At 54.9% G+C, this 25,651-nt stretch carries 23 protein-coding genes and 6 pseudogenes; 11 read left to right on the top strand and 18 right to left on the bottom strand.

Going from position 1 to position 25,651, the window contains the following annotated elements; genetic code table 11:
- A partial coding sequence (locus tag C451_RS03225) for a transposase (protein WP_449271500.1) occupies positions 1-800 on the bottom strand: 800 nt, incomplete at its 3' end.
- Between the two features lie 302 nt (positions 801-1,102).
- Between C451_RS03225 and C451_RS21685 the strand changes: the two are divergent.
- The 4 genes and pseudogenes from C451_RS21685 to C451_RS20690 all read left to right on the top strand — a co-directional run.
- Positions 1,103-1,414: pseudogene (locus C451_RS21685) on the top strand (helix-turn-helix domain-containing protein); the annotation flags it as partial.
- Between the two features lie 208 nt (positions 1,415-1,622).
- Positions 1,623-2,021: a type II toxin-antitoxin system death-on-curing family toxin gene (locus C451_RS21680; RefSeq protein WP_007737634.1), complete on the top strand. Its 399-nt coding sequence runs from the start codon at positions 1,623-1,625 to the stop codon at positions 2,019-2,021.
- 33 nt (positions 2,022-2,054) lie between these two features.
- A complete protein-coding gene (locus C451_RS22845) occupies positions 2,055-2,225 on the top strand; it encodes a hypothetical protein (protein ID WP_162832745.1) in 171 nt (56 codons plus the stop codon).
- A 255-nt stretch (positions 2,226-2,480) separates the two neighbouring features.
- A pseudogene (locus C451_RS20690) lies at positions 2,481-2,846 on the top strand (pyridoxamine 5'-phosphate oxidase family protein); the annotation flags it as partial.
- Positions 2,847-3,984: 1,138 nt separating this feature from the next.
- Here the strand turns inward: C451_RS20690 and C451_RS03210 are convergent.
- Positions 3,985-4,934, bottom strand: a pseudogene (locus C451_RS03210) (transcriptional regulator TbsP domain-containing protein).
- A gap of 501 nt (positions 4,935-5,435) precedes the next feature.
- A complete protein-coding gene (locus C451_RS03205) occupies positions 5,436-6,188 on the bottom strand; it encodes a TetR/AcrR family transcriptional regulator (protein WP_241431160.1) in 753 nt (250 codons plus the stop codon).
- Positions 6,189-6,367: 179 nt separating this feature from the next.
- Here C451_RS03205 and C451_RS03200 point away from each other — a divergent pair, with 179 nt between their 5' ends.
- The gene (locus C451_RS03200; RefSeq protein WP_007737630.1) at positions 6,368-7,645 is read left to right on the top strand and encodes an MFS transporter; all 1,278 of its coding nucleotides are present in this window, start codon (positions 6,368-6,370) and stop codon (positions 7,643-7,645) included.
- A gap of 155 nt (positions 7,646-7,800) precedes the next feature.
- Here C451_RS03200 and C451_RS03195 read toward each other — a convergent pair whose 3' ends face one another.
- The 5 genes from C451_RS03195 to C451_RS03175 all read right to left on the bottom strand — a co-directional run bounded on the left by C451_RS03195 (position 7,801) and on the right by C451_RS03175 (position 10,774).
- Positions 7,801-8,817 carry a hypothetical protein gene (locus tag C451_RS03195; protein WP_007737629.1) on the bottom strand — a complete coding sequence of 339 codons (1,017 nt, stop codon included), beginning with the start codon at positions 8,815-8,817 and terminating at the stop codon, positions 7,801-7,803.
- Between the two features lie 455 nt (positions 8,818-9,272).
- The gene (locus tag C451_RS03190; protein WP_007737628.1) at positions 9,273-9,503 is read right to left on the bottom strand and encodes a hypothetical protein; all 231 of its coding nucleotides are present in this window, start codon (positions 9,501-9,503) and stop codon (positions 9,273-9,275) included.
- Positions 9,504-9,551: 48 nt separating this feature from the next.
- The gene (locus C451_RS03185; RefSeq protein WP_007737626.1) at positions 9,552-9,866 is read right to left on the bottom strand and encodes a non-histone chromosomal MC1 family protein; all 315 of its coding nucleotides are present in this window, start codon (positions 9,864-9,866) and stop codon (positions 9,552-9,554) included.
- Between the two features lie 93 nt (positions 9,867-9,959).
- Complete coding sequence (locus C451_RS03180; protein WP_007737624.1) at positions 9,960-10,397, bottom strand: TRAM domain-containing protein; 438 nt, start codon at positions 10,395-10,397, stop codon at positions 9,960-9,962.
- Between the two features lie 95 nt (positions 10,398-10,492).
- Complete coding sequence (locus C451_RS03175; RefSeq protein WP_007737623.1) at positions 10,493-10,774, bottom strand: helix-turn-helix transcriptional regulator; 282 nt, start codon at positions 10,772-10,774, stop codon at positions 10,493-10,495.
- 87 nt (positions 10,775-10,861) lie between these two features.
- Here C451_RS03175 and C451_RS24520 point away from each other — a divergent pair, with 87 nt between their 5' ends.
- The 3 genes from C451_RS24520 to C451_RS21675 all read left to right on the top strand — a co-directional run bounded on the left by C451_RS24520 (position 10,862) and on the right by C451_RS21675 (position 12,218).
- The gene (locus tag C451_RS24520) at positions 10,862-11,095 is read left to right on the top strand and encodes a DUF7563 family protein (protein ID WP_449271499.1); all 234 of its coding nucleotides are present in this window, start codon (positions 10,862-10,864) and stop codon (positions 11,093-11,095) included.
- On the top strand, positions 11,088-11,231 hold the full coding sequence (locus C451_RS24515; protein WP_449271498.1) for a DUF7563 family protein: 144 nt from the start codon (positions 11,088-11,090) through the stop codon (positions 11,229-11,231). Before C451_RS24520 ends, C451_RS24515 begins: the two co-directional genes overlap by 8 nt.
- A gap of 585 nt (positions 11,232-11,816) precedes the next feature.
- Entirely contained in the window at positions 11,817-12,218 is a 402-nt protein-coding gene (locus C451_RS21675) for a hypothetical protein (RefSeq protein WP_152420371.1), read from the top strand.
- Between the two features lie 156 nt (positions 12,219-12,374).
- On the opposite strand, the gene C451_RS03170 is transcribed toward C451_RS21675, so the two are convergent.
- Positions 12,375-13,031 carry a hypothetical protein gene (locus tag C451_RS03170; RefSeq protein ID WP_007737622.1) on the bottom strand — a complete coding sequence of 219 codons (657 nt, stop codon included), beginning with the start codon at positions 13,029-13,031 and terminating at the stop codon, positions 12,375-12,377.
- A 663-nt stretch (positions 13,032-13,694) separates the two neighbouring features.
- Here C451_RS03170 and C451_RS03165 point away from each other — a divergent pair.
- Entirely contained in the window at positions 13,695-14,012 is a 318-nt protein-coding gene (locus C451_RS03165) for a hypothetical protein (protein ID WP_152420370.1), read from the top strand.
- A 470-nt stretch (positions 14,013-14,482) separates the two neighbouring features.
- On the opposite strand, the gene C451_RS03160 is transcribed toward C451_RS03165, so the two are convergent.
- The 9 genes and pseudogenes from C451_RS03160 to C451_RS20670 form a co-directional block, all read right to left on the bottom strand.
- Positions 14,483-15,001, bottom strand: a complete 519-nt coding sequence (locus C451_RS03160; protein ID WP_007737620.1) for a DUF1643 domain-containing protein — start codon at positions 14,999-15,001, stop codon at positions 14,483-14,485.
- Positions 15,002-15,043: 42 nt separating this feature from the next.
- The gene (locus C451_RS23535; protein ID WP_241431162.1) at positions 15,044-15,316 is read right to left on the bottom strand and encodes a helix-hairpin-helix domain-containing protein; all 273 of its coding nucleotides are present in this window, start codon (positions 15,314-15,316) and stop codon (positions 15,044-15,046) included.
- A gap of 324 nt (positions 15,317-15,640) precedes the next feature.
- Positions 15,641-18,106: pseudogene (locus tag C451_RS03155) on the bottom strand (DEAD/DEAH box helicase); the annotation flags it as partial.
- Between the two features lie 125 nt (positions 18,107-18,231).
- Complete coding sequence (locus C451_RS03150; RefSeq protein ID WP_007737618.1) at positions 18,232-18,621, bottom strand: hypothetical protein; 390 nt, start codon at positions 18,619-18,621, stop codon at positions 18,232-18,234.
- Positions 18,618-19,493 (bottom strand): ParA family protein, encoded by an 876-nt coding sequence (locus C451_RS03145; RefSeq protein WP_049912808.1) that lies wholly within the window; start codon positions 19,491-19,493, stop codon positions 18,618-18,620. Before C451_RS03145 ends, C451_RS03150 begins: the two co-directional genes overlap by 4 nt.
- A gap of 186 nt (positions 19,494-19,679) precedes the next feature.
- Positions 19,680-20,359, bottom strand: a pseudogene (locus C451_RS24280) (hypothetical protein); the annotation flags it as partial.
- A 338-nt stretch (positions 20,360-20,697) separates the two neighbouring features.
- A complete protein-coding gene (locus C451_RS03135) occupies positions 20,698-21,912 on the bottom strand; it encodes an RNA-guided endonuclease TnpB family protein (RefSeq protein ID WP_007737612.1) in 1,215 nt (404 codons plus the stop codon).
- Positions 21,909-22,295, bottom strand: a pseudogene (gene tnpA / locus C451_RS03130) (IS200/IS605 family transposase). Before tnpA ends, C451_RS03135 begins: the two are co-directional and overlap by 4 nt.
- 282 nt (positions 22,296-22,577) lie before the next feature.
- Positions 22,578-23,777 carry a Cdc6/Cdc18 family protein gene (locus tag C451_RS20670; RefSeq protein WP_007737609.1) on the bottom strand — a complete coding sequence of 400 codons (1,200 nt, stop codon included), beginning with the start codon at positions 23,775-23,777 and terminating at the stop codon, positions 22,578-22,580.
- A 922-nt stretch (positions 23,778-24,699) separates the two neighbouring features.
- On the opposite strand from C451_RS20670, the gene C451_RS24275 reads away from it, so the two are divergent.
- Both C451_RS24275 and C451_RS03115 read left to right on the top strand, forming a co-directional pair.
- On the top strand, positions 24,700-25,188 hold the full coding sequence (locus C451_RS24275; protein ID WP_394295057.1) for a DUF6653 family protein: 489 nt from the start codon (positions 24,700-24,702) through the stop codon (positions 25,186-25,188).
- A gap of 71 nt (positions 25,189-25,259) precedes the next feature.
- Positions 25,260-25,651: helix-turn-helix domain-containing protein (locus C451_RS03115; protein ID WP_007737607.1), on the top strand; the 392-nt coding region annotated here is incomplete at its 3' end.

The raw sequence follows: 25,651 nt of genomic DNA, 5'->3' as shown, positions 1-25,651 counted from the left end.
TCAACGAGCGGTTCGAACGCCGCACTGTCGTTCCTCTTGCCGGTCTCCATCGTGATGGCGACCGGCAGCTCCGTTGCCGCATCCACCACGAGAAACACCTTGTACCCGTAGAACGATCCTTCATGTTTCCCCCAGCTCGCACCTTCAACGTCGCCATTTTCGATCTCATCACGCGTATTCGCCCACGCCGCGATGTGCGTCCCGTCGATCACGACGAACTCACCGCCATGTTCGTGATCNGACTGGAGGCAGTCTCGGAGTTCATCGGGATGAAGTTCGTCGAAGGCCCGCCAGAGCGACGTCCCATCCGGGACGTCCTCTGGCTCGGTGTAGTCGAGAGCCTCTCGAAACGAATGATTGCGCTGAAGACGGCGTTCGAGGGCGTCGAAAGAGTCGCCCTCGAACTGCCGCAGGACAAGTGCGGCAGCTCGTTCGGGGGAGATTGACTGAAGTTCCGAGACAGCGACCGAGAGGAAGGTTGCGACGAGTTCGTCACGGTAGAGGTAGCCGTCGTCAGCAGGATCGTCGGGNGTGACATCGGCTGGCTGGTCGGTTTCACGCTGAGCCAGCTGGTCGTCCCGAAGGGACGGCCAGCTGTGGGTGTAGACGGTGGTGTCTTGCCACTCCGTGGCGTGTACTTCCTGTTGGTCAGCGAGTTTCTGGAGTGGGCGGTAGGAACGACGGCCGAGAAGGCCGTTTGCTTCGGATGCGGTCAGCCCGGATGGACGGCGGAACGCGAGGTGCTTGAGCGTCGGCTTGGCGTCTTCCTTGCGGTGGAAGACGGCGACGCCGTCATCCACCTCGGGCCTCCAGAACCCGTCGTGGGTGGATCGGTGGCCGACGATGTGCTTGCTGGCGACGTACTCCCTGTTGTGGTTCAACGAGGTGTAGAAAGTGTTGGTAGAGGCGATTTGGTCGATATACCACGCCGGCACGTCGGTGCCGGCGCGGAGATCGTCCTTGGAGGCGACCTCGCCGTGGGTTCGGAGGTATTCACGAACGGTGATCTTANACTTCTAGTCTAGTGAAAGTGACTATTCCTGCAATTAGTGACTGCTGTACGATATTACCGAACTGATTTCGAAACCGTGCAACGGGCTACCAGAAAGAAGTCGCCGAACGGTACGGATACACCGGTGGATGGCTCTCACGATGGCTTGATCGACCCGAACGGCTCACCGATGAGCCGTTTGAGGATGTCGTCTACGACGATCACCGATCCGGATGCCCACCCGAATTCTCCGATGAGGAACGCGAACAGTTCGAAGCTGCACTCCACGAATCACCCGAAGAAGTCGGTATTGACGCGCCCGCGTGGTCTGTTCCACTAGCTCAGCACTACCTCAGCGAAGAGTTCGACGTGGACTATTGTGACCGTCACGTCCGGCGATTGCTGTCCAAGGCCGGGCTGTCCCAGCTGAACCCCGCGGAGGACTGCTGGAAGAAACTCAATCAAGCACTCGGCAATCGCCTGTTCGACTCCTTGGACGAACTTCATGATGCTGCACTCGCCGCTCTCGATAGCATCAACCCTCCAAATATCTTACGCATTTATGTCTGTTAGTATGAGCGAACTACGGCTGTCAGAAACGATTATCCCTGAGCACAGAGGAACCCAGAGTGTGGCTGACGACTTCGTGTATCCCTCCGTCGAACAAATCCTTGCCCTCCACGAGCAGATCGTTGGGGAAGGTGACGCCACGGAGCCCGGAGTCAGATCGGAGGACACGATCGAATCCGCTCTCCAGTACATCTCGGAAGGGTTCTTCGGCGAGGTACCGTCCACGCTCCATCAAAAGGCGATTCATCTCATGAGGCTCCTCGTCGCAGACCACCCCTTCGTCGACGGAAACAAGCGAACTGCACTGCGCGCAGTCGTCGTTTTCTATATGATGAACGGATACGTCTTCGAGTATGGCGATGAAATTCGCGCGTTGTTGCATCGATTCGCAACTGACGAAGCCGAAGTCGACACGGAGACAGCCGTCATCTACTTCCGGGCGTGCGCCCGCCGCAACTGATTAATGGACACGACGAATACACTCAACGCAGAGATGGCGTCCAGCACCGATTCCTCACCGGAAGTCAACGAGGACGTTCGACGATTGCACGAGCGGTACCAATCAGCGACGACCGATGAGGAACGCCACGAGATCGTCCTTGAGATGGGGAAACTCGACGGGCGGCGTCATGACGACATCTACGCGGCTCTCGAAAACGAGTGAATCGTCTTCCGCTCACATCCTGCAGTAACTGATCGGTGGATCCGTCGCTTATCCTTAGCCTGCCAGACCTCCGGCCCCCTCGTGGGGACGTGAGGCTCCCGCAGCGGGGTGGTGCCGCAGCGAAACACCGATTGTCCTACTACTGTTCGACAACAGATATGGAAACCGTCGAGGATACGCTGGATGCCGAATTAGAAGACTTTCTGGCCCGACCGCTTTTTTTGTCATCTCGGAACCTTATCTGACGAGGGTCCTCGGGTATCGCCCCTGTGGTTTCTTTGGGAGGATAGCGCGATCTGGATCATCGCTACTCTCTCGAACAAGACATTCCCAGATCGAATCAAGGAGGACCCGCGGACTGCGGTCTCGATTATTGATTTCGATCCAGAAACAGGGCGTGTCGAGCACGTCGGGATGCGTGGACACGCTACTGTCGAACCGTTCGATGGGGACCGAGGCGAGCGTCTTCTCTCCCAATATCTTGGAAGTGATGAATCAGAGTGGGACGAGCAATTTCAGGATCTAAGCGATGTTGCCGAGAAGTATGCGTTCATTTGCTTTGTACCGGAGACTGTTGTTGAACGCGATCAATCGTATGCAGGAAGTCTCACACTGGAGTAAATCTGAGTTGGAGGTTGCTACAAGGCAGTGGTTGAACCCTGTCGGTAGCCATTCCCCTATTTACAGGAAGTAAGCAGCGTTGGTTCTTTATACTGCCGAAGGGATGTAAGCGAGATCGATCTGTCGAGTATCACAGTTGAGGCAAGCGAAAACAGTAACGGCTGGCTGAATCACCAACCACCGTCACGACTAACAGTACACGCAACTTAGCGGTACATTCCCACCCGATGACCNAGCGAAAACAGTAACGGCTGGCTGAATCACCAACCACCGTCACGACTAACAGTACACGCAACTTAGCGGTACATTCCCACCCGATGACCGTCTATCAGTCCTGCCCGTTCTGCAACCGAACATTCGAAATCGGTCAGAGAGGCTACAGTCCCCTCAAAAGACACATCCGACACGAACATACCGACCAACAACAGAACACTCCCCTCGTAGTATGACGATTCCTACACCAGAATCCACGTCAAACACGCCTCAATGACGTGGTACAGTTGCACAGAATGCGCATGGACTTCCGGTGCGGCACTCACCGACGAGCAAGCTCTGTATTCCGCTGTTGAACACGAAGGCGAAACGAGCCACAAAATCGAAGAGCGACAGGAACCCCACCCTGTGGAATGAGGAACTGTCCGTCAGGATAAGCAATGAACTCGTGCTTAGTGGAGTAAGCGTGTATACCCCGCAAACTGTTCCATCCTTTTAGCCAGCCACCCGATTCTCGTCGAAGATTTCTCATGACAAGCCCACAGGCCGGGTTACAGCCGAAACAAGGGAGGGTTCACCCACATATCCCCGCAGAAGTTATAGTCTACTGGAAATTTCAAGCCCACAGGGGTGCGCTAAGTGCCACGCGCGGAAATGATGCCAGAACGCACCCCTATGCGCGCTTGATTTCTTGACGAGTTTGGAATAAGCTTTGTGTGTTTGCGGTCTGCATCACGTATCACTCTGTGACACGCCGCCTACACTATACCGATTCTCGTTGAAGATTCTATTAACTCACCTGATGCTATCGGAGAAAATTACCGACGACAGTTCAATCCCATCGCTCACTCGTTATCAGGTGTCCCCAGCAGCCACCACTTTGTCCGACGTCACGCCGGCACGCTTCGTCGCTACTCGGTGGCGATTAGGCTGGAGCCGCCGAGAGCATCTCGTGTGCGACACTCGCCAGTTCGTCTGCATCTGCTTCTCGGAGACGCTCCTCACCCAGTAGGAGACGCAACCGCGGCCGTCCCACGTCGATCGGCACTTTCTCCGTTTCCAGGAGTCCCTGCTCTTCGAGCTGGGTCTTCTTGCGCGAGAACGTCGCCTTGCTCGCGACACCCGCATCCTCTCCCCAGCGGGAGATATCGTAGAGCAACTCCTCGTGTTNAGCTGGGTCTTCTTGCGCGAGAACGTCGCCTTGCTCGCGACACCCGCATCCTCTCCCCAGCGGGAGATATCGTAGAGCAACTCCTCGTGTTTGGCCGCGACGAGCAGACTCACTGCCACCTCATCCAGCCAGTCACCTGTATCCATATCCCCGATCGACTCCAGCACCGTCTCGAAGTCCGCTTCCAGTGCCGAATCGAACTCATCGGCGAGTGTTTCGAGCACGTGCGAGTACGCTGGCGTCCGCAGGTCGAACTGTTCTCCATCCTCCCAGAGCTCATTCCAGCGCTCGCGCACGGCCGCGACGAACTCCTCGTCGTCGGTCACTAGCGCCGCGCTCTGCTCATCAGTCGGCATGAGCAGCGAGACGACCATCTCCTCGGCCATCAATAACGTGTCATCCAGCCGCTCACCAGCGGCTCGCAGTTCCAAGACATCTGCTTCACGCAACTCCGCGGCTGTGCTCGCCAACATGAAATCGTCCCTCAGCCATTTCAACACGTCATCTCCAGCGAGCAAGCGCACGTTCGGCGGCTCCTCGCTCTCAGCAAGCATCCCGACGAGTTCGCGCGTCGCGTTTTCGTCCAAGCCCACCGCAATCACCTCTCCACTCGCGTCGCCCAGGATCGTCCGAAGGTTCTCAGCAACCGATTGTCCCACGTGCTCCGAAGTCATTGTATAGATGAGAGTAGTTGTTGAAGTCATATCCACCTTTTGGTCATATTAACACTCGACTACATGAACGAATACGCGAGAGAAACACACACGACCGATTTCACAAACCAATCACGAAAAGGAGCAAGTTACTCACCACAAACACCAGCAGCTTGTGAAGACTGCCACTAACTGCTGGATGCAAGATCCATACTCACGTCTCAGCTTTGCTCTGGCTGCATTTCGAACGTACTGGCGGGCAAAACTCAGTCAATTCTTCAATCTCCTGCTCCAACCGCTCGACTCCCTGGCGGATGACATCCGCTTCAGGATCATCGCTCACCGCTAGCCTGGCTTTGAGTCCCTACAAGCGCGTCTCCTTGCGTTCTTCGTCCACCTCAGCTCCGCCGGCATGTACTCGCTCTCCGAGCATCGTAGACGGCCGATTCGGGCACTGAGACTACCTCCAGCGCTTCCTCGACATTCGAGCGGCCAACGCCGACGAGTTGCTCACGCATTACTCGCTATACAGGTGACAAACTGTTTACTGTTTCATGGCATGCGCGTCCCACTCAACCGTTCAGACTCGATTCCAGCAAACAGCGTGCGATCGAGTTGATCGTCAATCACCTCACGCGCAGCGTCGAGTGACTCTTCGTCGCCGTGGACGACAAAGCGCGTTCGTGCACCGTCAATAGTCGTGAGAAGCATCGTGGCGATACGCGATGGATCGACATCGGCAAATTCCTCCCGTTCGATACCGCGCTCGATCACCGCCTCAAACAGACCGTGGATATACTCGCTGTTGGTTCGGAACTGCTCGCGATAGGCCTCGTTGTAGGGAGCTTTCGAGCGAAGTTCAAGCATCGCAGTCTGGAACTCCTCATGGTCTTCAGGACCGAACAGCAGCGCGTCAATGAGAGTGTCGAGCTGCTCAATCGGCTCCTTGTCATCCGTCGTTGCCACCCGTTTCTCGAAGCCATCGAGCAGATACACTAAAAATGAGGTGAGGAGCTCCTCCTTCGAGTCATAGTGGTAGAAAATGAGCGATTTACTTTTCTCGAACTTGTCGGCAATATCCTGCACTGAAAGGTCAGCCGCACCATGCGCACACAGCGCTCGGTAGGTAGCCTCCATGATCGCCTTGCGCGCATCACAGTCGAATGTCTCTGTGTCACCCGCTTGGTCCGATCCATCATCTTCGTCGGTACTCATTTCGATACCTGACTGCATAGTTAGTTTGCTTCTCGTATGTATCTTCTGACTCCCAATAGTTATCAGAACAATCAACATTCGTGCAGCCACCATCAACGATAGCGTACCAAACTCTTAAGGAACTAACTAACCGAACAGTCAGTAATGGAAGAGCCAATGGCGAAACCAGGATACGTCAATAGAAAATCGCTCTGGCAGAGGGGAGCAACGTGAGCAAATCAGGCATCGGAAGTCGGGCCTACTCACTCGCATCGTCGTGGGTGAGGAATATGTTTGGTGCCGATAGACGGGTTTACACCCTCGCATTCGCTCGGATGGCCGACTCGATCGGAAATTCCTTCCTCATCATCGTTCTGCCACTGTATATCGGCAGCAACGTCATTACCGGCGATGCCTTCGGGCTTGGAGCAGCACTGATCACAGGCATCATTCTGTCCGCGTTCGGCTTTCTCAGCACCATTCTCCAACCGATCGCGGGATACTACTCCGATCGGACCGGCAGTCGGCGAATTTTCATTGTTATTGGGCTCGTGATACTCGCTGGCGCAAACTACGTCTACTCGCTCGCCGGCAGCTACACGGCGATGCTTGCCATCCGGGGTCTCCAAGGCATCGGCGTGGCAATTACCATCCCGTCGACGGTCGCTCTTGTGAATGAACTAACAACCGAGGCGTCGCGCGGTGGTGATATGGGCATTTTCAACACCTTCCGATTCATTGGGTTCGCCGCTGGGCCGATTCTTGCTGGATCGGTTGTCAATGGCGGACCATACTATGTTGCCGGAATAGCGATGACGGGCTTCGAGGCGGCCTTCTACATCGCAGCACTCGGTGCGCTGATCGGGGCCATACTCATCATGCTGTTCGTCGAGGATCCCGATGCTGAAGAACAGGATGCGGAAGCAGGCAGTGACCTCGGATTTGCGATCTTCGACCATGACCACGACACTCTGATCGATCCGGTGTTCGCGCTTGGCCTCGCGCTTCTCACTGTAGCAATCGGTATCGCCATGATTGAACCACTCCAAACAGACATTAACAATCACCTCAACCAAGGTGCGCAGCTGTTCAGCATCGAGTTTTCCTCGTTCATCGTCGCACAGGTGTTCCTACAGACACCGATCGGAGCCGCAAGCGATCGCTATGGTCGCAAACCCTTCATCCTCGGTGGTCTCATCGTTCTCATACCAGCTATGCTCGCTCAAGGCCTCGTCACAACCCCGCTCGGGATGATCGTCACGCGGCTCATTCAGGGCGCGGCGGCCGCAACGGCGTTTGCACCAGGGTTTGCACTCGCTGGCGATATCGCTGATACAGGCAATTCCGGAACAACTTTCTCGGTGCTGACAATGGCGTTCACCCTCGGAACTGCAATTGGGCCGCTGATTGCAGGCTATCTTATTTCCTTTGGGTACGTGGTCCCATTTGCCTTCGGAGCGGTTCTTTCAGGACTTGGCGCATTTCTCGTCTACTCTCAAGTCGAAGAAACACATGGGATCACATCTGAAACCGCAGGCAGTGGTGGACAGCCAGTCGGCCAAGACTAGCGGAATCGGCTTCCACAAGCCGGGTAATTGCTCCGTGTGGTCGTTCTTTGTCGTCGCTCGTGGGCAGACATAGCGAATGGCCCCGATGAAATCAGAACATCCTGCCGAGTGCAGAAGATTACTCGATTAACCAGCGATACGCGGGTCGTCGACACTCAGCCGCTTTCTGACTGCGTCCCGAACGAACTCGCCGGTGAGAACTCGGTCAGTTCCTCGATTTCCTGTTCCAACCGCTCGACTTCCTGGCGGAGGACATCCGCTTCGGGATCGTCACTCACCGCCAGCCGATCCTTCAGACCTTGCAAACGCGTCTCCTTGCGTTCTTCATCCACCTCGGCTTTGCGAACGTACTCGCTCTCGGAAACATCATAGACGGCCGATTCGGGTACTGAGACGACATCCAGTGCCTCATCGACGTTCGAGCGGTCGACGCCAACGAGTTGGTCGCGATCGATGCCAGTCTCGGCGAACGCGTCGAGCACTTCCTCGTCATCTTTGAGCGAGCGGTTCCGGCGCGTCGTTCGCTGGACCGACCCGTACTGACCGTGGACCGGCCGATCGTGTCCGACGCGCTCTAAGAGCACATCAGTCACGTCCTGTCGCAGATCGTTGGCGTTGCGCTGTACATCCGATAGGAGCGTATAGAGGTTGACCAGTATAGGCGTCTCAACGCTTTCGAGAGCGCTCATGTCCTCGCGTTCGAGCGCGTCGATCAACAACAACATGTCCGAATAGACGTCGATCTCGGGCTCCTCACGCTCGCTATCCTGATCATCATCCGCGCCTGTACTCATCGACAAGTGCGGTGCATCGTCCAGCACAGCGCTCTCGTCGGCCTCGTCTAATTCGGTCAGCGTGTTTTCGCGTTCGTCAAGCACGTACCGCGGGTGAAGTGCGAGCACTGCTGCGTACGGTGCGGCTTTTGGCGGCAACCGTTCGAGCTCGTAACCATCAATCGCCTCGCGTGTGTGCTCGGCGAGCGCTTCGAACTGCTCACGCTGCAGTGGTTGTGAGTCACCCGAGTCGACGTCGGTGATGATAACGCGCTGGTCCTGAACGTCGATGATCCGGAATCGCTTCGACGCCAGCGGTGTGATCAGTGTCGCTTCATCAGGCAGTTTCTCACAACGTTCGATCAGCGTACCCCACGTCGCGCCGAACGGAATCGCCATACACCGGCTCAGAACGTCACTGTCTAAAGAGTCTGGGCGACACACCGAATTTCGCGGGAAATATCGGCTCTCTGTCGCGGTTCACCCCTCACACCACGCCGCTGTGGGTGGGCACGGGACGGGCGGGACGAAGCAGCTCCACCCAGTTCATGAACCGATTTCATAGGACGCGATCTCTGTTGACCCGCATCCTGGGCAGGAATCAGCCTCTGGCTCGACGTTCGCACCGCAGTGACGGCACTCAACGATCGACTCCGCTGTCGTCCGGGAAAGTACCTGTCTGATTGTCCGTATCATAAGAGGGAGAGCGTGTGAGACACTCGTTTGAGGACCGGATCCGTACCGGCCTCGGCATCCAGCTATCCACCGGACGATGATAGAACCTTTCCAACCGGACTGAAAGTGAAATCCCGCCAGAGACGACCTACCGGCTGTGTTCCAGCGAGTTTCCCCACTCATTCGTCGGTCGGTGTGATTCGGACAGTCTCATCGACATAGTAGATATAGCCACGGCTTTCGAGTTCGGTCAGCGCTGCTTGGGCGTCGGCTTCTCCAAAACGCTTGTCGGCCCGAATCACTTCGAAAGCCTCGTTTTTCGTAAGTTCCTCGCCGGATCCACCGGCAGCTTCGGTCAGCAGCGCGAGCGTGTCTTCGGCGAACGGTGATATCCGTCGCCCTTCATCCATACCCGCTGTTTCAATCGCCTGTATATGAATCTGTATCGAGTCTTCGAACTACAACTCGTCGAGATATTCGATACCCTCTTTCGAAACGTTCGCTTCGGTGATCGTCTCGGCCATCCAGCCGGGTTTGTCCTCCGGTGCTTGTTCGCGCCACGCCCACCCCTCGTAGATGTGGAGTTTCTTCGTTCCTTTCTCCCGCAGGCGAAACTCCTCCCGGCTCGCTTGGGCTTCGCTGTCGGCTGTATCAAGTCGCCGAGCGACCTTGAGTGCCGCCTGTCGTGGTACCTGCCCGGTGAAAGTGCTCGTTTTCTCACCGCTCTCATCACGCAATGCGAAGTTGCGAGGATCGCCTGACGTGCTGGTCATGAGATGTTCCAAACATAGTACGGACAGAGTGATAAATGTATCTGCGTGGGGTGATTTTTCTCGACAGATATCGCCCTCTTCGGCTGAAGAGAGTTACTGACTCTCCGAAGTCTCGGACTGATCTCGACCTGATCGAACCTCTGCGAACGCGACGTTCTCGCGGACGTTCGTGATTTCGACGGTCACTTCATCACCGGGACGCGCTCCCGGGACGATCAGCACGTATCCACGATCGGTTTTCGCTATCCCATCACCCTGGTCACCCAGTGACTCGATAGTCACCTCGCAGATCGTTCCCTCAGATACCGGTGGCTTCGAAGTCGCTGAGGCTGGCGAGGTCGTCGATAGATCCTGCTGATCGTCGCTGCCCGCAGGCGCTGAATCCTCGAGGATCACCACTCGATAGGTCTCTCCGGCTGTGATCACTCCTGCATCGAGTTCGTCTTCTGGCACCTCAATCGTGTAGGAATCGCCTGCCTCGGTGACGGAACCAGTGAACAGACACGCCAGTCGGTCGGGTATCTTGACCATTAGACGTCCTCACCACCGTCGTTGGTCACCATTACTCCCGAGGGGTTGCTACCGAAAATGCGCGGCCGAGGAATCCAAACACTACGCATGGGCTATCAGACCTCCGGTGAGACGTATTGGTCTTCCCACTCACGACGGGCCTCGATCTCGCGCTGCCCACGCTGGGTCACCTGATAGTAGTTCGTTCGTTTATCGAGCTCACCTTTTTCGATCAACCCTTTCTCGACGAGCGTGTCGAGGTTCGGGTATAGTCGTCCGTGGTGGATCTCCGTCTCGTAGTAGCCTTCGAGTTCGTCTTTGAGTTCGAGCCCGTTCGGTTCACCTTTGTCAGCTGCAATGTATAGCAGGTCGCGCTGGAAGCCAGTCAGATCATACATATCTCGAAGGTGGTTATTCTAACAGTAAAATATACCGATAGACGGATAACGAATGAGCCATCCAGCACGATCCACTCTCTAAACCCGATGAAAATCACACGAAGGGAATATTGTATACGCGAGAACCCAGAAATCACCTATCTCACTCACCCTCTCCCAGGGTCTCGGACAACCGTCCGCAACGCAGATTTCGAATGTAGCGATAGAATGAAGTTCCGAGGGTCAACCGACTCTACTATGCCTGAGTGTCTGAATTGTGGTGGATCCGTCACCAAGCAGTACGTTCGTGTGTTCGCCCCGACTGAGATGGACNATGCCTGAGTGTCTGAATTGTGGTGGATCCGTCACCAAGCAGTACGTTCGTGTGTTCGCCCCGACTGAGATGGACACCGTGCGCGTCTGCCCGAACTGTCCTGACATGGTTCGAGAAGGAAATGACGTACGCGAGGCAAAGTGATCACGGCAGTAACTGCTCTACCCATTTTAGGCATCGGCCGAGCAATGGATCCCGAAGCGAGATCACTTCCCCTGCAATTCAGTCACTCATCGTCGATCTTCCGTCCAATCTCGATCCAAATTCACAAACAAGCTTTTGGCTACTGGCTCCACATCCCGTCTCAGTAGGGTGAGCTCGTACTCGATAGCTCCCGCTCGTCTTCGTATTGGGGTCTTCGATTCGTTCTTCATAGGCAGGGTCGCCGACTCTGTCTCCATCCTCATCCAACCGATACGCGGTCACGTCGCAGTGCGTCAGACCTGCTATGGCATCCCCGACTACCAAGGGAAGTTCAGTCGGCCCCGACTCGATTTCCATCGTCATATCATCGGTGTCGCCCGATCGTTCGACGATGACGCGATACTGTTCTCATTGAATGGAGGACACACTTAAACTGCCAGTGTCGGCCACTTTTGCCGTCTCGTTCGTTCATAAAATCAGCAGACAGCGACCCGATCACGAACCACGATCAATTACCGAGCAGGGTCAGCCGACACTACTTACTTAGCGTCATCTCTTATATTCACGTGGACAAGTCTGCCTGCCATGTTCACACAGAGAAGCGACATGGACAAGCAGGGTCAAACTATGGACAGACGGACGTACCTTGGGACAGTAGTGGGAGTGGCTACTACGGCAGCGGTATCAGGATGTCTGCAGGGCGATGCGGTGCTACACAAGAAACAAATCTCAGCTACATCACCAACCAAGGTATGGGAAGTGGAACTAGAAGAAGGCAATCAGATGCGGATTGAAGTTGAAAGGTCGGATGGTGGTTCCGGTACTATCAATGGATACATTCATAAAGCGGATGCAAGTGAAGAAATTGCCGCGACAACTGCCAGTAGCGGACATGAAGAGTTTGAAGTCCCAGCAACAGGGAAATATATCGTTTCGATTGAAGTCAGCGGAAGCACAGCTGAAATACGACTTCGTGACATGAACTGATAGGATCGTGCATAAGTAATTGACATACTACGGACAGAGATAGTTCCAGATATTCAGTTCTTCGAATAAGCGATACTAACACTCTAACGGATAGAATCGGACTGAAACATTCTCTGAGCCGATAGAATCGTAACTCGTGAGTAACAGAATCGACTCTCAGACGCCACCAGCGCCACCGCAGGTGCCGCCAGCCGCACCAGCACCCGCCGCCCCTGTGCCAGCACAACTCGCTGCACCCGCACTCGTCCCAGCTGCCATCGCGGCTCCGTTGGTCACGATCGCCGCATTGGCCGTACTGCTGTAGTTTTTCGATTCGCCCCACGCAACCGGCGCGATTTCGTCGTCAATGTCATCGGCGTCAAGCATCGCGTCTCGCAGCACGCCAGTGTCGAAGCTGGCATCCGAAACGAACGTATCGGCGAGATCGGGTGTGACGGCGACGCGACGGCATTCCTCAGCCTCGAACAGTTCGTCGCCGTCGAACGTGAACTGGATGTCGTAGTGACGCACGAACACGCCCTCAAGCGCTGGCTGGAGTGCGTGGAGACCCTCGCTGACCAACTCCCAGACGAGATCGTAATCGGGTTCCTCGACGTCTTCGCCCAACGAGAACCGCGCGATCGGCACCACGATCGGCTCACCACCGGGGCCTTCGTTGACGACCGCAATACCCGTTACCGCACACGTGTCGATTCCGTACTCTGCTGCGTCGATGCGATCATTCAGTGTGTCATCCGCTTCGTGCTGTCGCTCTTCGAGATCGACCTGTTCGTCCAGTGTATCCTCTCCCAGGAGACGTTCGAGTAGTGCCATTCTAGTCAAGAATACTACCATCCACCCACTTCGGTGTTTCTGATGTTATGGACGCGGCGAGCAGAAGGTACTTCTACACTCAATGGTTCGGCTATCGCTGTACTCCATCCTACATGATGAGTGAAATGTACAAAACGAGTCGCACTGAAATCGAAGTCATCACAATCCGATCCTGAAGAATCCAGCCAGAAGGTGAAGATTCAAGCATATCCCCGGACTGCTGTATGTAGCACGAGGTATCGAGATCTCTATGCGGAAGGTTGTCTCATCGAACAATCTTCTGGGAACACCGCCAGAGCCCAGCACGTGATTGGAGTCGACGAATCAGGTGACGTCGTCGGCTCAAATGATCCAGTCATACCCGCTCCCCCCACCATGTCCGCATAACTCTGGAGTAGTGTTGAGTCTCGAAGTATATGATCTGCTCTACGAGAAAAATCTATAAGTGATAGTGGTACGATGTGGTCCGTAGCATTTGTAATCGAGTAGTACATAATGTTAGCTTTTCCTAGATTACAAAACTCATATGTATTTCTCAGAGTTGCAGTAGTAGATACTGCGTGGATTATCCGGACATGGGGGAGGGGATCATAGAATCGTTTAGTTCTCATCACGATTTGGGCACCAAGACTTCTCTAAAAGCGTGGTCGAGGAGAGTATGAGTTGGACGGAAAGTCGTCACTGCTACTCAACATATTCATGCTGGCGGGCAGCGACTTCACCGCCACGGCCGCCGACGCACTATTGACAAGCCACGATCTCGGTTCGTTCATCGACTGCCTTGCCATCGCCCACGGGACGTGCCAGCGGTTCGTCGAAAATCTCGCGCTCGCGCTCATCGTTCCGGTCGCCGGGATGGTACTGGCGATCGCGGGCGACGTCACCCCCGTCGTCGCGTCTGGGTTGCTCATCGGCGGCACGCTACTCGTCGTCATCAACAGCCGTCGTTCGCTAGCGGGAATGCCATTTCGAGCTCCATGACCGGCGTCCCTTCGCTGCTGACTGCATCATTGACGAACCCAGCGATTCCACCTTCAGCGGACGATTCCCTGCGAAAGTGATCTCACCGGTATATCCGATCATCGAACCAGCCTTGACCATCGCTGTCCCGTTGAGATGAATGTCAAGGATTTTGCTATTCTCTTTCTGGAATCCCTCTCCACCGTCCGCTGGAGCGTTGGATTGCGTGAATTCTTCTAGTTCCATGGTCAGCAGAGTCGCGGTCTGAACGACTCACCAATGGTGTTAAGCGCGCGCACTTAACTGTCACACCAGACACAGATTCGTAGTCACGGATGCTGACACATCTGGAAACGGGTTTCCGAGACTGAAACACCAGTGAACCATGCGAGAGATGCAGCGTATGGAGATCTCCGTTCATACGGGATCAGCAATCCTGAACGCTTTCACGTAGTGTAGCGAAATTGCGAGATAGCTGGGAATTCGGTTGGTCAATCAGAAATGCCATCGACGGTGAATGGATTTGGACCAATATCTGCCGGCTGATAGAGTGGATGAACCGGCTGTCCTTCTTGTGTAGTGGCAAGCGCGTAGAAATCCGCGTCAAGTAGTTGCGCTACCCTCTGGTCACGGTCCCGCAGGGAGCCATGAGTGCCCCATGCAACGATTATTTTCTCGGCTTCATCGCGGATTGCCAGCAGATGCCCGTCGTTGTCCGGACCAACAGGGGCTGGATGGTCATCCAACTGTCGTGGATCGGTGCTCCGAAGCGCGAACAGATTCCCGACGATCAGCCTGCCATAGCCCCAATCTTCCGCGTATCCGATACATCGCCGTATGGTCTGATCGTCCGTGGTTGCATCCGCCGTGCTCGGGTTTAGCATGATGAACGCTACTGTGGGTTTCTCCTCGTCCCACGTTCGCCAGAGCCGGTATCGATAGTCGCCATCGGAGCTGATCACCGCACTGCGGTTGTTCTGAAACGAAGGCCTTCCCGATCTATCAGTCATCGGGTAGCCTTCTCTGCCGATATATCGACCTCAGCATGCGGTTCATGATCTCGATTCGGGTCCCGATGTAGTGTTTTCGTGTCTTTTGATATATTCTCGTGCCGCATCGCGGATCTCGGGCGCGATCCGCTCACCGAGATAGGGAATCGTCGTGAGGTCCTCAAGCGATGCACCGGCAACGGCCTCAGGTGTGTCGTATCCGGCGCAGAGGAGGTGGTGGCCTCTGACGTGGCCGATTCCGCTGATGTCGTATATCGTCGGTCCATCCTTCGCATATCGCTCTATAAGCGACGGTTTAGCCTGGTTGGGGCTCACATCGTACCCTTCCAGTGTCTCGAGAGCGGAGTCGATTGTTTCCAGAGCAACACCGGTTTCGACCGCGATCCGTTCGACGATGGTACTCCGAGCCCGATCCGTCTCGATTGTATCGTACTCGTCATCCCCCGCATCCTTTGCACACTGGGTCGACGCTTCGTTCTCGGGCAGATTGGGATCGTCTATACCATCTCCAGGACTCGTTGACTCATTCGTTGCAGGCCCATCCTCGGTGTTTTCGATGGCCTCAACGCTCTCACACGCTCCAGTACGGGTGTTTGTGTTCGACGTCCTGCTGCCGGCATCATGGTCGGTATCGTCAAGCAGATCATCGAGCAGCGAAAGCGCGAGATCTTTCGAGAGTGGCTCGTTCGCATTGCCACAGTGTGGTGATTGAATACACGCAGGACAGCCGCTCTTACATGGACAGTCCACGAGTAGCTGCCGAGTCTCACGCAGAAGGTCCTCAACTCGCTCGTAGCCGCCGCGTGAGAGACCAACACCACCGGGATACCCATCGTAGATGAAGATCGTACTCTGTCCTGTATGCGTATGCAGCAGCGTCGAGAGCCCGCCAATATCGCGGCGGTCACACAACAGCTCCAGCGGGAACAGCGAGATCATAGCATGTTCGACCGCGTGAATTGCGCCGGCGAAGCCATCCTCCTCGCGACTCTGTGCGCAAATTCGCTGTTCGACCGCCGGTGGGATCGTGAAATACAGTGCTCGCGTCTGGAGTGTCGTCTCTGGAAGGGGATCATCGAGTAACACCTTGGTGCCCTCGTCTTCCGTGCCATCGAATCGTAGATAACTCTCGATTTGCTCACGGAGGGTCACTTCAGCGAACCGAACCGTGACAGCCGAATAGCAGTCGAGACGGAACTCTTCGAGATCCCGCTCGACGGTGATCTGTTTGTCCCTGAGCGCGCGAGTGTAGTGGTTCGTCTGCGTGGATTCGAGAAGCGCCTGTCCCCGGTCGAGATCGAGGTCGGCGACTTCGTAGGTCGTCCCTTGGTGATGGTAGATCGCTTCAGGATGGGCATCTCGAAGCGCATCCGCAAACGGCAGGCGTGCTATCGTCGTATTCTGGAGACGGTCGACTAGTCTAACTTCGCGGTCGTCGATAGTGCGGAGGCTCATCTCGTGTTGTGGGCTATCGTCACCATCGTAGAACCACCGGATGCCTGCGTGCGTGTCCCGACGGTCGAGTTTTCCTTCGTCGTCGAGTTCAGAGACTACCTCAGGGAAGCTTTCACCGAAATGGCGATCGTCGTCAGGTTTGAGCCATGCTTCGCTCGCGGCACTGCAGACGTGTTCGGGCATGAGTTGGTCGTTTGCCGGATTGACCACCGCGTGTTCTGGGTCGCCATCGAAAAATGAGTCCGGATTAGCCATCAGGTACTGGTCGAGTTGATCGTTCCCACCAACAAGCGTGACGAGACTTGCTTCATCGCCTCGACCAGCGCGTCCGGCACGCTGGTAGGTACTCATCCGCGTCCCTGGATACCCATCGAGAAGGACGACATCGAGACCACCTACATCGACACCGAGTTCGAGCGCGTTTGTGCTCCACACTCCGCGAATCGAACCGTCGTGAAGCCCTTCTTCGATTTCTTCGCGGCGATCTTGTTTCAGGGCGGCCTGATAGGCAGTAGTGGCATCAGCGAGATCGTGTTCGTTCCGAGCTCTGAGTCGGTCAGAACACCAGTCGGCGTAGCGCTCCGCACCTTGGCGCGACCGCGTGAACACCAGCGTCTGGTACCCGCGCATTACGAGGTCGCAGAACAATCCGACTGTCTCAGCGTGTGTTGATCGGCGCTCACCGCCTGTCTCCATATCGTCGTCCGAATCACCGCTGACTGCCGATTCCGCTATGGGCTCTGCTTTCGCTGACGAGTCATCGGTTGCGGTTGCCATGTCGCTCTGCACATCGCCTGGTGCAGTATTGATCGTCTCGTCCGGTTGAGACGTCTGTCCGTTGTTGCTGCCGGACTTGCGTGGTGGATTCCAGAACAGCCAGTTGGTTGGACCGGTTGCACTGGTATCTTCGTCTACGACAGTAAACGAGTCGGTAGGACGTCCAGTGACGGTCCCGGCGTGCTCGGCAGGATTCCCAATCGTAGCTGAACAACAGATCACATCAGGATCAGTATCAAAGCGTTCACAGACGCGATTCAGCCGCCGGAGAACAAGCGAGACATGGCTTCCGAATATCCCACGATATTCGTGAACCTCGTCGATCACCACCGTGTCGAGTTGACGGAAGAACCATTCCCAGAGCCGACTCGCCCACGGAAGAAGGGCGTAATGAAGAGTATCAGGCGTTACGAGCACAGTGTGGGGCTGTCGATCGCGTACCGCCCGCTTTTCATCCTGTGTGAGTTGGCCCGTATACTGTTCGACACCGACCTGTGCGCCGAGACCAAGATCATCAGCGAGCGCTGAGAGAGTCTCTTCTTGATCGTTGATGAGCGCACGCTGGGGTGCGATATAGAGTGTTCGTCCGCCGTGATCGATAGCGCGCTCAAACGCTGGGATAGTGTATGCGAGGCTCTTCCCGCTGGCAGTCGGCGTTGCAAGCACGACATTCTGATCGGTGTGGACGGCCTCAATTGCACTGGCTTGATGGTAGTAGAGATCGTCAATATCGCGCCGCGCAAGCGCCATCTCGATCCGGTAGTCGATATCGAGATCTGTGAGTGTTGCTTCGCGTCCAGGGATGCGTTCGTGATGCTGTATCCGTCCCTGATGCTGTGATCGATTGCGAAGCCAGGTGATCGTCTCGTCCACGATATGAGTAGTGTCCGTGCTGATTTACTAAGGGTTTTGCCGCTCTCTTTCCGAAGAGCCGGACAAAGGGAATCCGAATGCAGAAAAGAGCGGGCCGTACTCGTCGTGGTGCGTCACGTCGCTGATTATTCGTCAAACGTCATTCCATAGCCCCATTGCTCCAGATTATCTTTAGCTTCGTCGAGATGCTGAAGACCAACCTTCACAAGTGCTTCCCGCAGATCTGTTAGCGAGACATTGTTATCGAACCGTTCTTCAAGCTCGCGCAAAGCATCACGCTCAGCACGTTTCGTATCCTCTTGTAAGAATAGCGGGACGCGGCTACGACCATCTTGGACGCCATCACGACGAAATTTGTACGGGATTTGTATCTGTTGTTGACCAGTTTGGCGCACGTCTGTCGCTTTTGATTCAGCGTTCGTGTCGCCCGTTTTCTCCTGCTCTGTCGGATTCGAACTTTCAGACCCATTGTCAGCAAACGGGTCCTCACCAGCTCCTTCCTTCATACCAGTCATGCGGTCATCACCTCATGTTCGAGATCGCCTGGTTCTGGTGGATTCGGTGCTTCAAGTCCAGCCTCCTGTTCTAGATAACGGGCGATTTGATCAAACTGAGCGAGAGTGTCGACTTCGTAATCGCGGCGACGCTCGCGATATTCACGGACATATTTGAATGCTGAGCACTGCTGCATCCAGCATCCTTCCATCAGGGACGTGCGCTCACCAATGATCTCCGGAACAGAGTATTCGATTTCATTGAGAATCGTTCGCTGATCGCGTGTATTTTTGAATCCGACCAGTATTGCTGCGAGAACTCCAACGTCAACGTCAAGTTGATCCTGGAGACCACTCACAAGCGATTCCAGGCCCTGAACAGCTGCCTGTCCCTTCGCGCTGGGTTCTACCGGGATAACCAATGATCGGGTCGCATGAATCGCATTATACAGATGTGGTCCCTCACTTGCGGGTGGGTCGCAGATGAGTACATCGTATTTTTCCGGGACTCCCGCATCTCGAAGTACGCGAAGCAACTGAGCGTGCATACCGAATGCCTCGCCCATCGCTTCAGCTTGATCTTTCTCACGCTGAAGATACTCTGTGAGATCAGAGAGCATGTTGTGTTCTGGGATGATATCTACGCCCTCAACGGTCCGTACTAGATCATCGAAATCTCCTTTTGGGCGTCGTATCATGTGCCGGACGAGGTTGTCCACTGGCTCCGTTCGCCGTTCATCAACGTCAAGCAATCGTGACAGGTTTCCATCCTGAGGATCAAGTGGGACAACAAGTGGGTTTAACCCTGCACGAGCATGGGCCACAGCTAGGTTCGCTGCAGTAGTAGTCTTTCCGACACCACCGGCCTCACTGTAGGTCGAATACGCCAACATACGCTATTCATGATTCCCACACATCTTGAACGTTCGTCAGACACATTCAAGAACTCCATCACATACAGGTAGTGATTGTGGAAAGCAATTACCCTTGCTAATGAACACACATAATGAACAAACCCGATGAACACACATGATGAATGCACGTAGTGAATACACATGGGAAGGGCATGGCGCTGTCTGATTTGTCTCTTCTGCCGATATGCGACCGTTGAGCGCTTGGTGCGGGCGATGCGGGTTGTTGTAGTGTACGAATCACCGCAACCAGCGGCGAATGCTGGCCGGATCGCTATTCTAGGTCGTATAGAAGCAGTCCATCCGCTGTTTGAAGATCCGGAACCACCGCTTGATGTGGTTCCGTCCGCTGTACTCAACCTAACTGCTCAGTCCCAGTCGGACCAGAGCGGTCCGGTACCCCAAGCTATTGACCAGCAATTCCGCTTCTGAAAGGTCGTGATGCTCCGCGAGGCGCGAGAGGAATACCGTCCTCAGAACACAAAGCGTTCCAATGTGCTACACGAGAGCTTCGACCCTGTAACGCTGCGGGATCGGTCCCACGGCAGCTGAACCTTCGATATCGAGCAGCAGCATCGACTCAAGGTCAATTGCAGCGTAACACCATCGCTGCTCCACGCCGATCCGGATCGCTGTCTCGTCGACGGCGATTCGCTGCGGAACACCCGCAGCGGGCCATCCTATTCGTCTGCAAGATGGTGCGCCCATCCCAACCACTCCGTGTGAGCAATCAACGCCGAGAAGGTCGAGAATCGCTACGGTTTCGCGGAGCGAAAGCCCCGCAGAATGGGGACGGACAGCGCTGCCCATCAGGACGTTCGCCGTCCGCTCTCAGCTCTAACAGTCATATCTGTTGCCCCCAACGCTTCGTCAAGCAGGTCGCTGAGTGGCATAGACAACCAGCTCTTCAACCTACTCACTCTCAACCGGACAGCGCCGTGGCAGCCTGTAGACAGGAGAATGTATTATAAACCGATAAATGCTATATTCGATATGCTGCTTGGCCCCAGATTCGAAGGACGAGTTTCTACAATTGACCTCCTCCACGCCGTAAACGACGTGGAATCCGACCACCGGATTTCAGTAGCCGTCACGGCTACCGTCGGTTTCAACACGCATACGTTCCAAGTCCCGAAAATCGAAGCTTGTCGGTTGCCAAAAGACGCGGAGCGTCTTTTGAAGCCATCTACTGGTGTTCACCATCGGCTTGGCTGTCTTGTGGCGCGGTCAAACGCGCCCCATCTCCAGCCGAGTCATCGCCGTCCGTGTGTTCTCTTGAACGGCTCTCTCCGCTGGAGTAGCGGTCTGCTATGTTCAGCGCGGCGTTCACGTCTGCTTGATACTCCGAAACCCAACACTCGTTGTTCGTGCAGCGAAACTCCGCCTGCTCGAGGCGATATCCCGTCTCGCCGCAAACATGGCACGATTTGGACGTGTACGCGGGATTCACCGTCTCAACAGGGATGCCGCGTTCGGCGGCCTTGTAGCACAGTTGGGCGTGCATTTTCGCAAACCCCCACCCGTGAAGGCGACGGTTCATGTACGCGCCGTAGTCCATGCGCTCACGGATGTACGTGAGATTTTCCAACACGAGGACAGGATTTTCGACCGACGCGGCGTGCTCGACCACAGCATCCGTCACCGAGTGGAGGATATGGTCTATCTGCCGCCAAAGTTGGTCGCCGAACGACTCGAATATCCGTTCGCTCCCGCGTTCCTGAAGCCGCCGCGTGGCGGTGAAATACTTCTTCCGAAGGCGTCGAACGTCTTTGCCTTCGTCGTTCCAGAGTGTTGGTGCAGTCGGGGTGCCGCGCTCGTCACGGTGACACACCGTGAGCAATGCAGAGTCCCCGATGTCCACACCAATCGGCGTCGCGTCGGACACCGAATCGGTTGAGCGTTCTTCGACCTCTCGCGTCACGACCATGTGCAGGAACCACTCACCGTCGCGGTCGAACAGCCGACACTCGCCCATGTCGGCGTCTCCCGCGAAGACGACTTCGATCCACGACCGCTGTTCGGGGTTCGGTTGCGCGGGAACCCAGAGATGGTAGTCGTCGTGGTGCGGGACTTTTACGTACCACTCGACGGTGTTCTGTGGCTTGTAGTCGAGTTGAACGCCCTCGTTCGTGAACCGAACGGGATGCTCGTCGTGAAGTTCGTCGGCGTCGTAGCTTCCACCGCACAGTTGTGGGACGTACTTCTTGAGTGCGTTCTTCGCGTAGCCCGATAAGTCGTACTCAACTACCACGTCGTTCGCCGCCGACTGTGTGGAACAGTCAGCGTCGAACGCGGCGTGGAGCGCCGCACGGTAGGCGTCGGTCGTCTCGCGGAGTTTTCGCCGTTTGTGAGCGTTCGGTGAGACGAGTTTCAGTTCCAGCGTTTTCGTGACCTCGTTCATGTTTCGGCCGCTTGACGCTGGATATAGTCTTGAACTGTCTCGCTGGAGACCTCGCCCGCCGTTCCAGCGTAGTAGCCCCGTGCCCACTTGATTTTCTGCTCATCGGAACTCGCGTAGCGATGGTTGTACTTCCGCGACGAAATTCCTTTCAACCAGTTGGCGAGCAACGAGGGAGCGTGCTTCGGTGGGCTACTCACGAACAGGTGGATGTGGTCGGTCTGAACGGTGAGGTCGATAATTTCCAAGCTCTTGTCATCGGCTATCTCGTGGATGATGTCTTCGACGTGGCACGCGCCCGTTCCCGTCAGTACCGAACGACGGTACTTCGGTAACTACACTATGTGGTAGTTGAGGTTGTAGGTCGCGTGCCGTGTGGTCTTCATCCGTATGCACACTATGAATCTATGCACTACTGATCGTTACGATGGGAAATCCAGTTTACCGATACGCCAACGAAAAGCGGTTGCACGGACACAGAAACGGACTACCGCTCAACCCGCGCCTGACGCGGGTATGCGCTAACAATTTGTATCAAAGCCTCGATCCGGAATCAGCGGAACGCTCTCGAAAAGCAGGTATTCCGTACATTCTTCGGAATCACATCGTGCAGACGTATTGCATCTGAATCTTCCTGCAGACAACACGGAGCAGTTTCATGAGGTATCTCAACGGGTAGATTGGCAGGCCTCGCTAACGAGTTCCGGATCATCGACAAGTTCATTGACAGTATGCGCCCCTTTCCCTTTTCCTCGTCCCTTCCGATCTTGCTCGATAAGAGAGAGAAACGCAAGCTCAGAGAGAAGATCACGGACGCGACGCATTTTCAGCGGTTCGGTGCCTTCACGATCGCAGACGATTTGATAGGCAGAATAGATCTGCTTTGTCGGGATCATCGGTGTTTCTTCCGAGGTTTCCTGTGTTCGAAGCGCAAGCGCTAACATCAGATATCTCGAATGAGTCGGCTGTTTCGAGATCAGTTCCGAGAGACGAGCCTGTTCCTCACGTTCGTGGGCCTCATCTACGTATTCGACATGAACCGTATCAGTGCCGTGTTCATCAGCGATTTCACCAGCATATCGGAGGATATCGATCGCTTTGCGAGCATCCCCGTGCTCTCGTGCAGCGAGCGCAGCGACTTTTGGAATGACATCTTCGGCAAGGACATCTTCCCGAAATGCATCTGCACGAGAACGGAGGATCGCGCGAAGTTGTCCTGCATCGTAAGGTGGGAACACGAAATCGCGTTCGGAGAGGCTTGACTTGACACGCTCATTGAGAGTATCTTTATACCGAATTTTGTTGCTGATACCGATGATTCCGAGCGTGGATTTATTGACTTTTCCTGCTTCTGCTGCACGCGAGAGCTGCATCAATACGTTGTCGCCGTCCAGCTTATCGATCTCATCGAGAATGATAATGCCCACGTCTAGTCGGCTGTCAAGGATATCCCACAACCGACGATAATAGTCAGAGGTGCTCACACCGGAGTGTGGAACAGTAACATCCGTCTGGTCTGGATCATTAAGTGATCGAGCAATAGTTCGAACTGTCTGTGTTTCGGTGGATTCCTGGAAACAATCAACATATGCGATGCCGACTTTCACATCGTTTTCGGCAGCGGCATCAGCAAGGTCACGAGTGATATATTTCGAACAGAGACTCTTGCCAGTTCCTGTCTTCCCATAGATGAGGACATTATTTGGTGTTCCACCACGTTGTGCATCTTTGATCGCCTTAGCGAGGCTTTGAAGTTCGTCATCCCGGCCGATGATTCGGTCCCCCTGGGGAAGGTGACTGACACGAAGGAGTTCCTTATCGGCAAAGATCGGATCTGGGTTGCCAAAGAAGGATTTTGAATCACTCATAGCCGCTCATTACACGGACAGACTATGAATCTTGGCACACCGTAGTGCCGCTGTAAGAAGTGTGAAATTAGCTATCTTTCATAGAAGTAGCGACAATAGGCTTGAATGTGGTGATACAGTCCGGATAGAAGTGATAACCCCTCGTTGCCGCTGTAAATGAAGGGAGACACTCACCCCTGATTGCCGCTGTAAAGGATAAGATTAAGTCGCCACTCGAAATCAGGTACTGAAAGAATCAATATATGGAGAGAGGGTTACTGAGTGTCCTAATATCCGTTAGAACATAGCTATTACCTACCCTCCTTTTCATCTCTTCGACGACAAAGGAACCGTCGTCTCAGTTTGACGAAAGTGCATTGCGGAAGTGTACGGTGAGGATTGTAATAACTCTAGGGATAGAATAGATAAATATCATTAATCTCTGTTACTAGTTGACGTGGGAGCCATTAGATCACAAATTCTAGATATTTACCATACTAACAGCGGCAACACGGGGTCTTCTCTAATTACGGTAGTGAGTTTATAGTTTACAGCGGCAACGAGGGGTGTCTCTCCCTGTAGCTATTGGTGGATACACTGAACTACTCTTACAGCGGCAATCAGGGGTGCCAAAGATGGTTCATCTACACCACCGCTCAACAACACTCTTCGCAAACCGATATCGCAACCGACAGCGCTGGCGATACCATCATTAATAGCACTCCACGTTCCGATGGTACTCGTGCTGGAGATCTTGGCGGGTATAGCCAATCTCATTTTGATCGTCGGAAGGTAACATCCCTCGTTCGGAGTGAAAATCAGTCGGGAATCGACAGCTCTTGCTGAGGGAGGGATTCTGTATTGAATGAGGCAGGGCTACTGACAGTCTGTCAGAAACCATGTGGTTGTTGACAGGGGTGCGTTACTCATCAGATAGGCTGCCGTGGAAGAGTTCACATACCCTCGGTTCGATTGTGAGACGACAACAGGAGTATATAATCCCATAATCGAAAGAAACAGTTTCACCGATCGGTATTTTTGGTCGGGCCACGCCAATCCCGGAAGCGTCTGGACGTTGTTCGTAGCGTACCCAACGCTCGTCTTGGGCATCTATCGACGGGATCGTCTACTCCTGACTGGAACGTTTCTGTTTGTAGCTGTGAATCCACTCCTATTTTCTCCACCTGCTGATGATGAAGCGTGGACAACCCGTGTCGTACTGGGAGAGCAGGTATGGCTTGAGCAGGGGCTTCGTTCCTCGCTAACAAACCTCGTATTCATGACTCTCGCTGCTCCGATCCATCTATACAACCTGCGGGCCGCCGCTAAACGAAGCCCGGTTCGGACGGTTCTCAGTACGGCAATCTCGATGGTGCTGATACTCGTCTTCTTTGAACAGATGGCTCGATTATACGAACATCGAGAGCAGTAAACGCGCTTGAACGTTCGCTGCTATAGGGATTAGGAGTCTAGTTCATAGTTACAGGGCGCGTATAGCCTGTTATGACGAAGCGGGGAGAGAAGCTGGCCGATATCGACGAGGAGCAGTTGCGCCAGCAACTGCGAACGGAGCGTGATCCGAAAGCGGTCAAACGCTTGGTTGTAGCTCTCGAATACAAATCTGGCCTCTCACCCGCCAAGATCCAGCACAAATACGGCTGGCACGAACAGACCGTCTACGATTGGCTCGACATTGTCGCCGAGCGCGATCCCGTCGCGCTCGGCGATCGCCCTCGTGGTGGCAGTTCTTCTCGGCTTACTGATGACCAGTGGGACGAGCTGACGGCGACGCTGGCGGCGTCGCCGTCGGAAGCAGGAATCGATGCTCCAGCATGGAGGCCGCCGCTTGTCCGCGATTACATCGCCGAGACCTACGACGTTGAGTACTCTTCAGC

It is taken from the genome of Halococcus thailandensis JCM 13552 (assembly GCF_000336715.1).
GTDB lineage: Archaea > Halobacteriota > Halobacteria > Halobacteriales > Halococcaceae > Halococcus > Halococcus thailandensis.
The sequence above is the reverse complement of the archived record's forward strand: the minus strand, read 5'-3'. Positions and strand labels throughout refer to the sequence as shown.

Excerpts from the sequence above, each read along its gene's own strand:
- C451_RS22845 (WP_162832745.1), top strand. The coding sequence starts at position 2,055 with ATGGCGTCCAGCACCGATTCCTCACCGGAAGTCAACGAGGACGTTCGA.
- C451_RS03200 (WP_007737630.1), top strand. The coding sequence starts at position 6,368 with ATGTTTGGTGCCGATAGACGGGTTTACACCCTCGCATTCGCTCGGATG.
- C451_RS03195 (WP_007737629.1), bottom strand. The coding sequence starts at position 8,817 with ATGGCGATTCCGTTCGGCGCGACGTGGGGTACGCTGATCGAACGTTGT.
- C451_RS03190 (WP_007737628.1), bottom strand. The coding sequence starts at position 9,503 with ATGGATGAAGGGCGACGGATATCACCGTTCGCCGAAGACACGCTCGCG.
- C451_RS03185 (WP_007737626.1), bottom strand. The coding sequence starts at position 9,866 with ATGACCAGCACGTCAGGCGATCCTCGCAACTTCGCATTGCGTGATGAG.
- C451_RS03180 (WP_007737624.1), bottom strand. The coding sequence starts at position 10,397 with ATGGTCAAGATACCCGACCGACTGGCGTGTCTGTTCACTGGTTCCGTC.
- C451_RS03175 (WP_007737623.1), bottom strand. The coding sequence starts at position 10,774 with ATGTATGATCTGACTGGCTTCCAGCGCGACCTGCTATACATTGCAGCT.
- C451_RS24515 (WP_449271498.1), top strand. The coding sequence starts at position 11,088 with ATGCCTGAGTGTCTGAATTGTGGTGGATCCGTCACCAAGCAGTACGTT.
- C451_RS21675 (WP_152420371.1), top strand. The coding sequence starts at position 11,817 with ATGTTCACACAGAGAAGCGACATGGACAAGCAGGGTCAAACTATGGAC.
- C451_RS03170 (WP_007737622.1), bottom strand. The coding sequence starts at position 13,031 with ATGGCACTACTCGAACGTCTCCTGGGAGAGGATACACTGGACGAACAG.
- C451_RS03160 (WP_007737620.1), bottom strand. The coding sequence starts at position 15,001 with ATGACTGATAGATCGGGAAGGCCTTCGTTTCAGAACAACCGCAGTGCG.
- C451_RS03150 (WP_007737618.1), bottom strand. The coding sequence starts at position 18,621 with ATGACTGGTATGAAGGAAGGAGCTGGTGAGGACCCGTTTGCTGACAAT.
- C451_RS03145 (WP_049912808.1), bottom strand. The coding sequence starts at position 19,493 with ATGTTGGCGTATTCGACCTACAGTGAGGCCGGTGGTGTCGGAAAGACT.
- C451_RS03135 (WP_007737612.1), bottom strand. The coding sequence starts at position 21,912 with ATGAACGAGGTCACGAAAACGCTGGAACTGAAACTCGTCTCACCGAAC.
- C451_RS20670 (WP_007737609.1), bottom strand. The coding sequence starts at position 23,777 with ATGAGTGATTCAAAATCCTTCTTTGGCAACCCAGATCCGATCTTTGCC.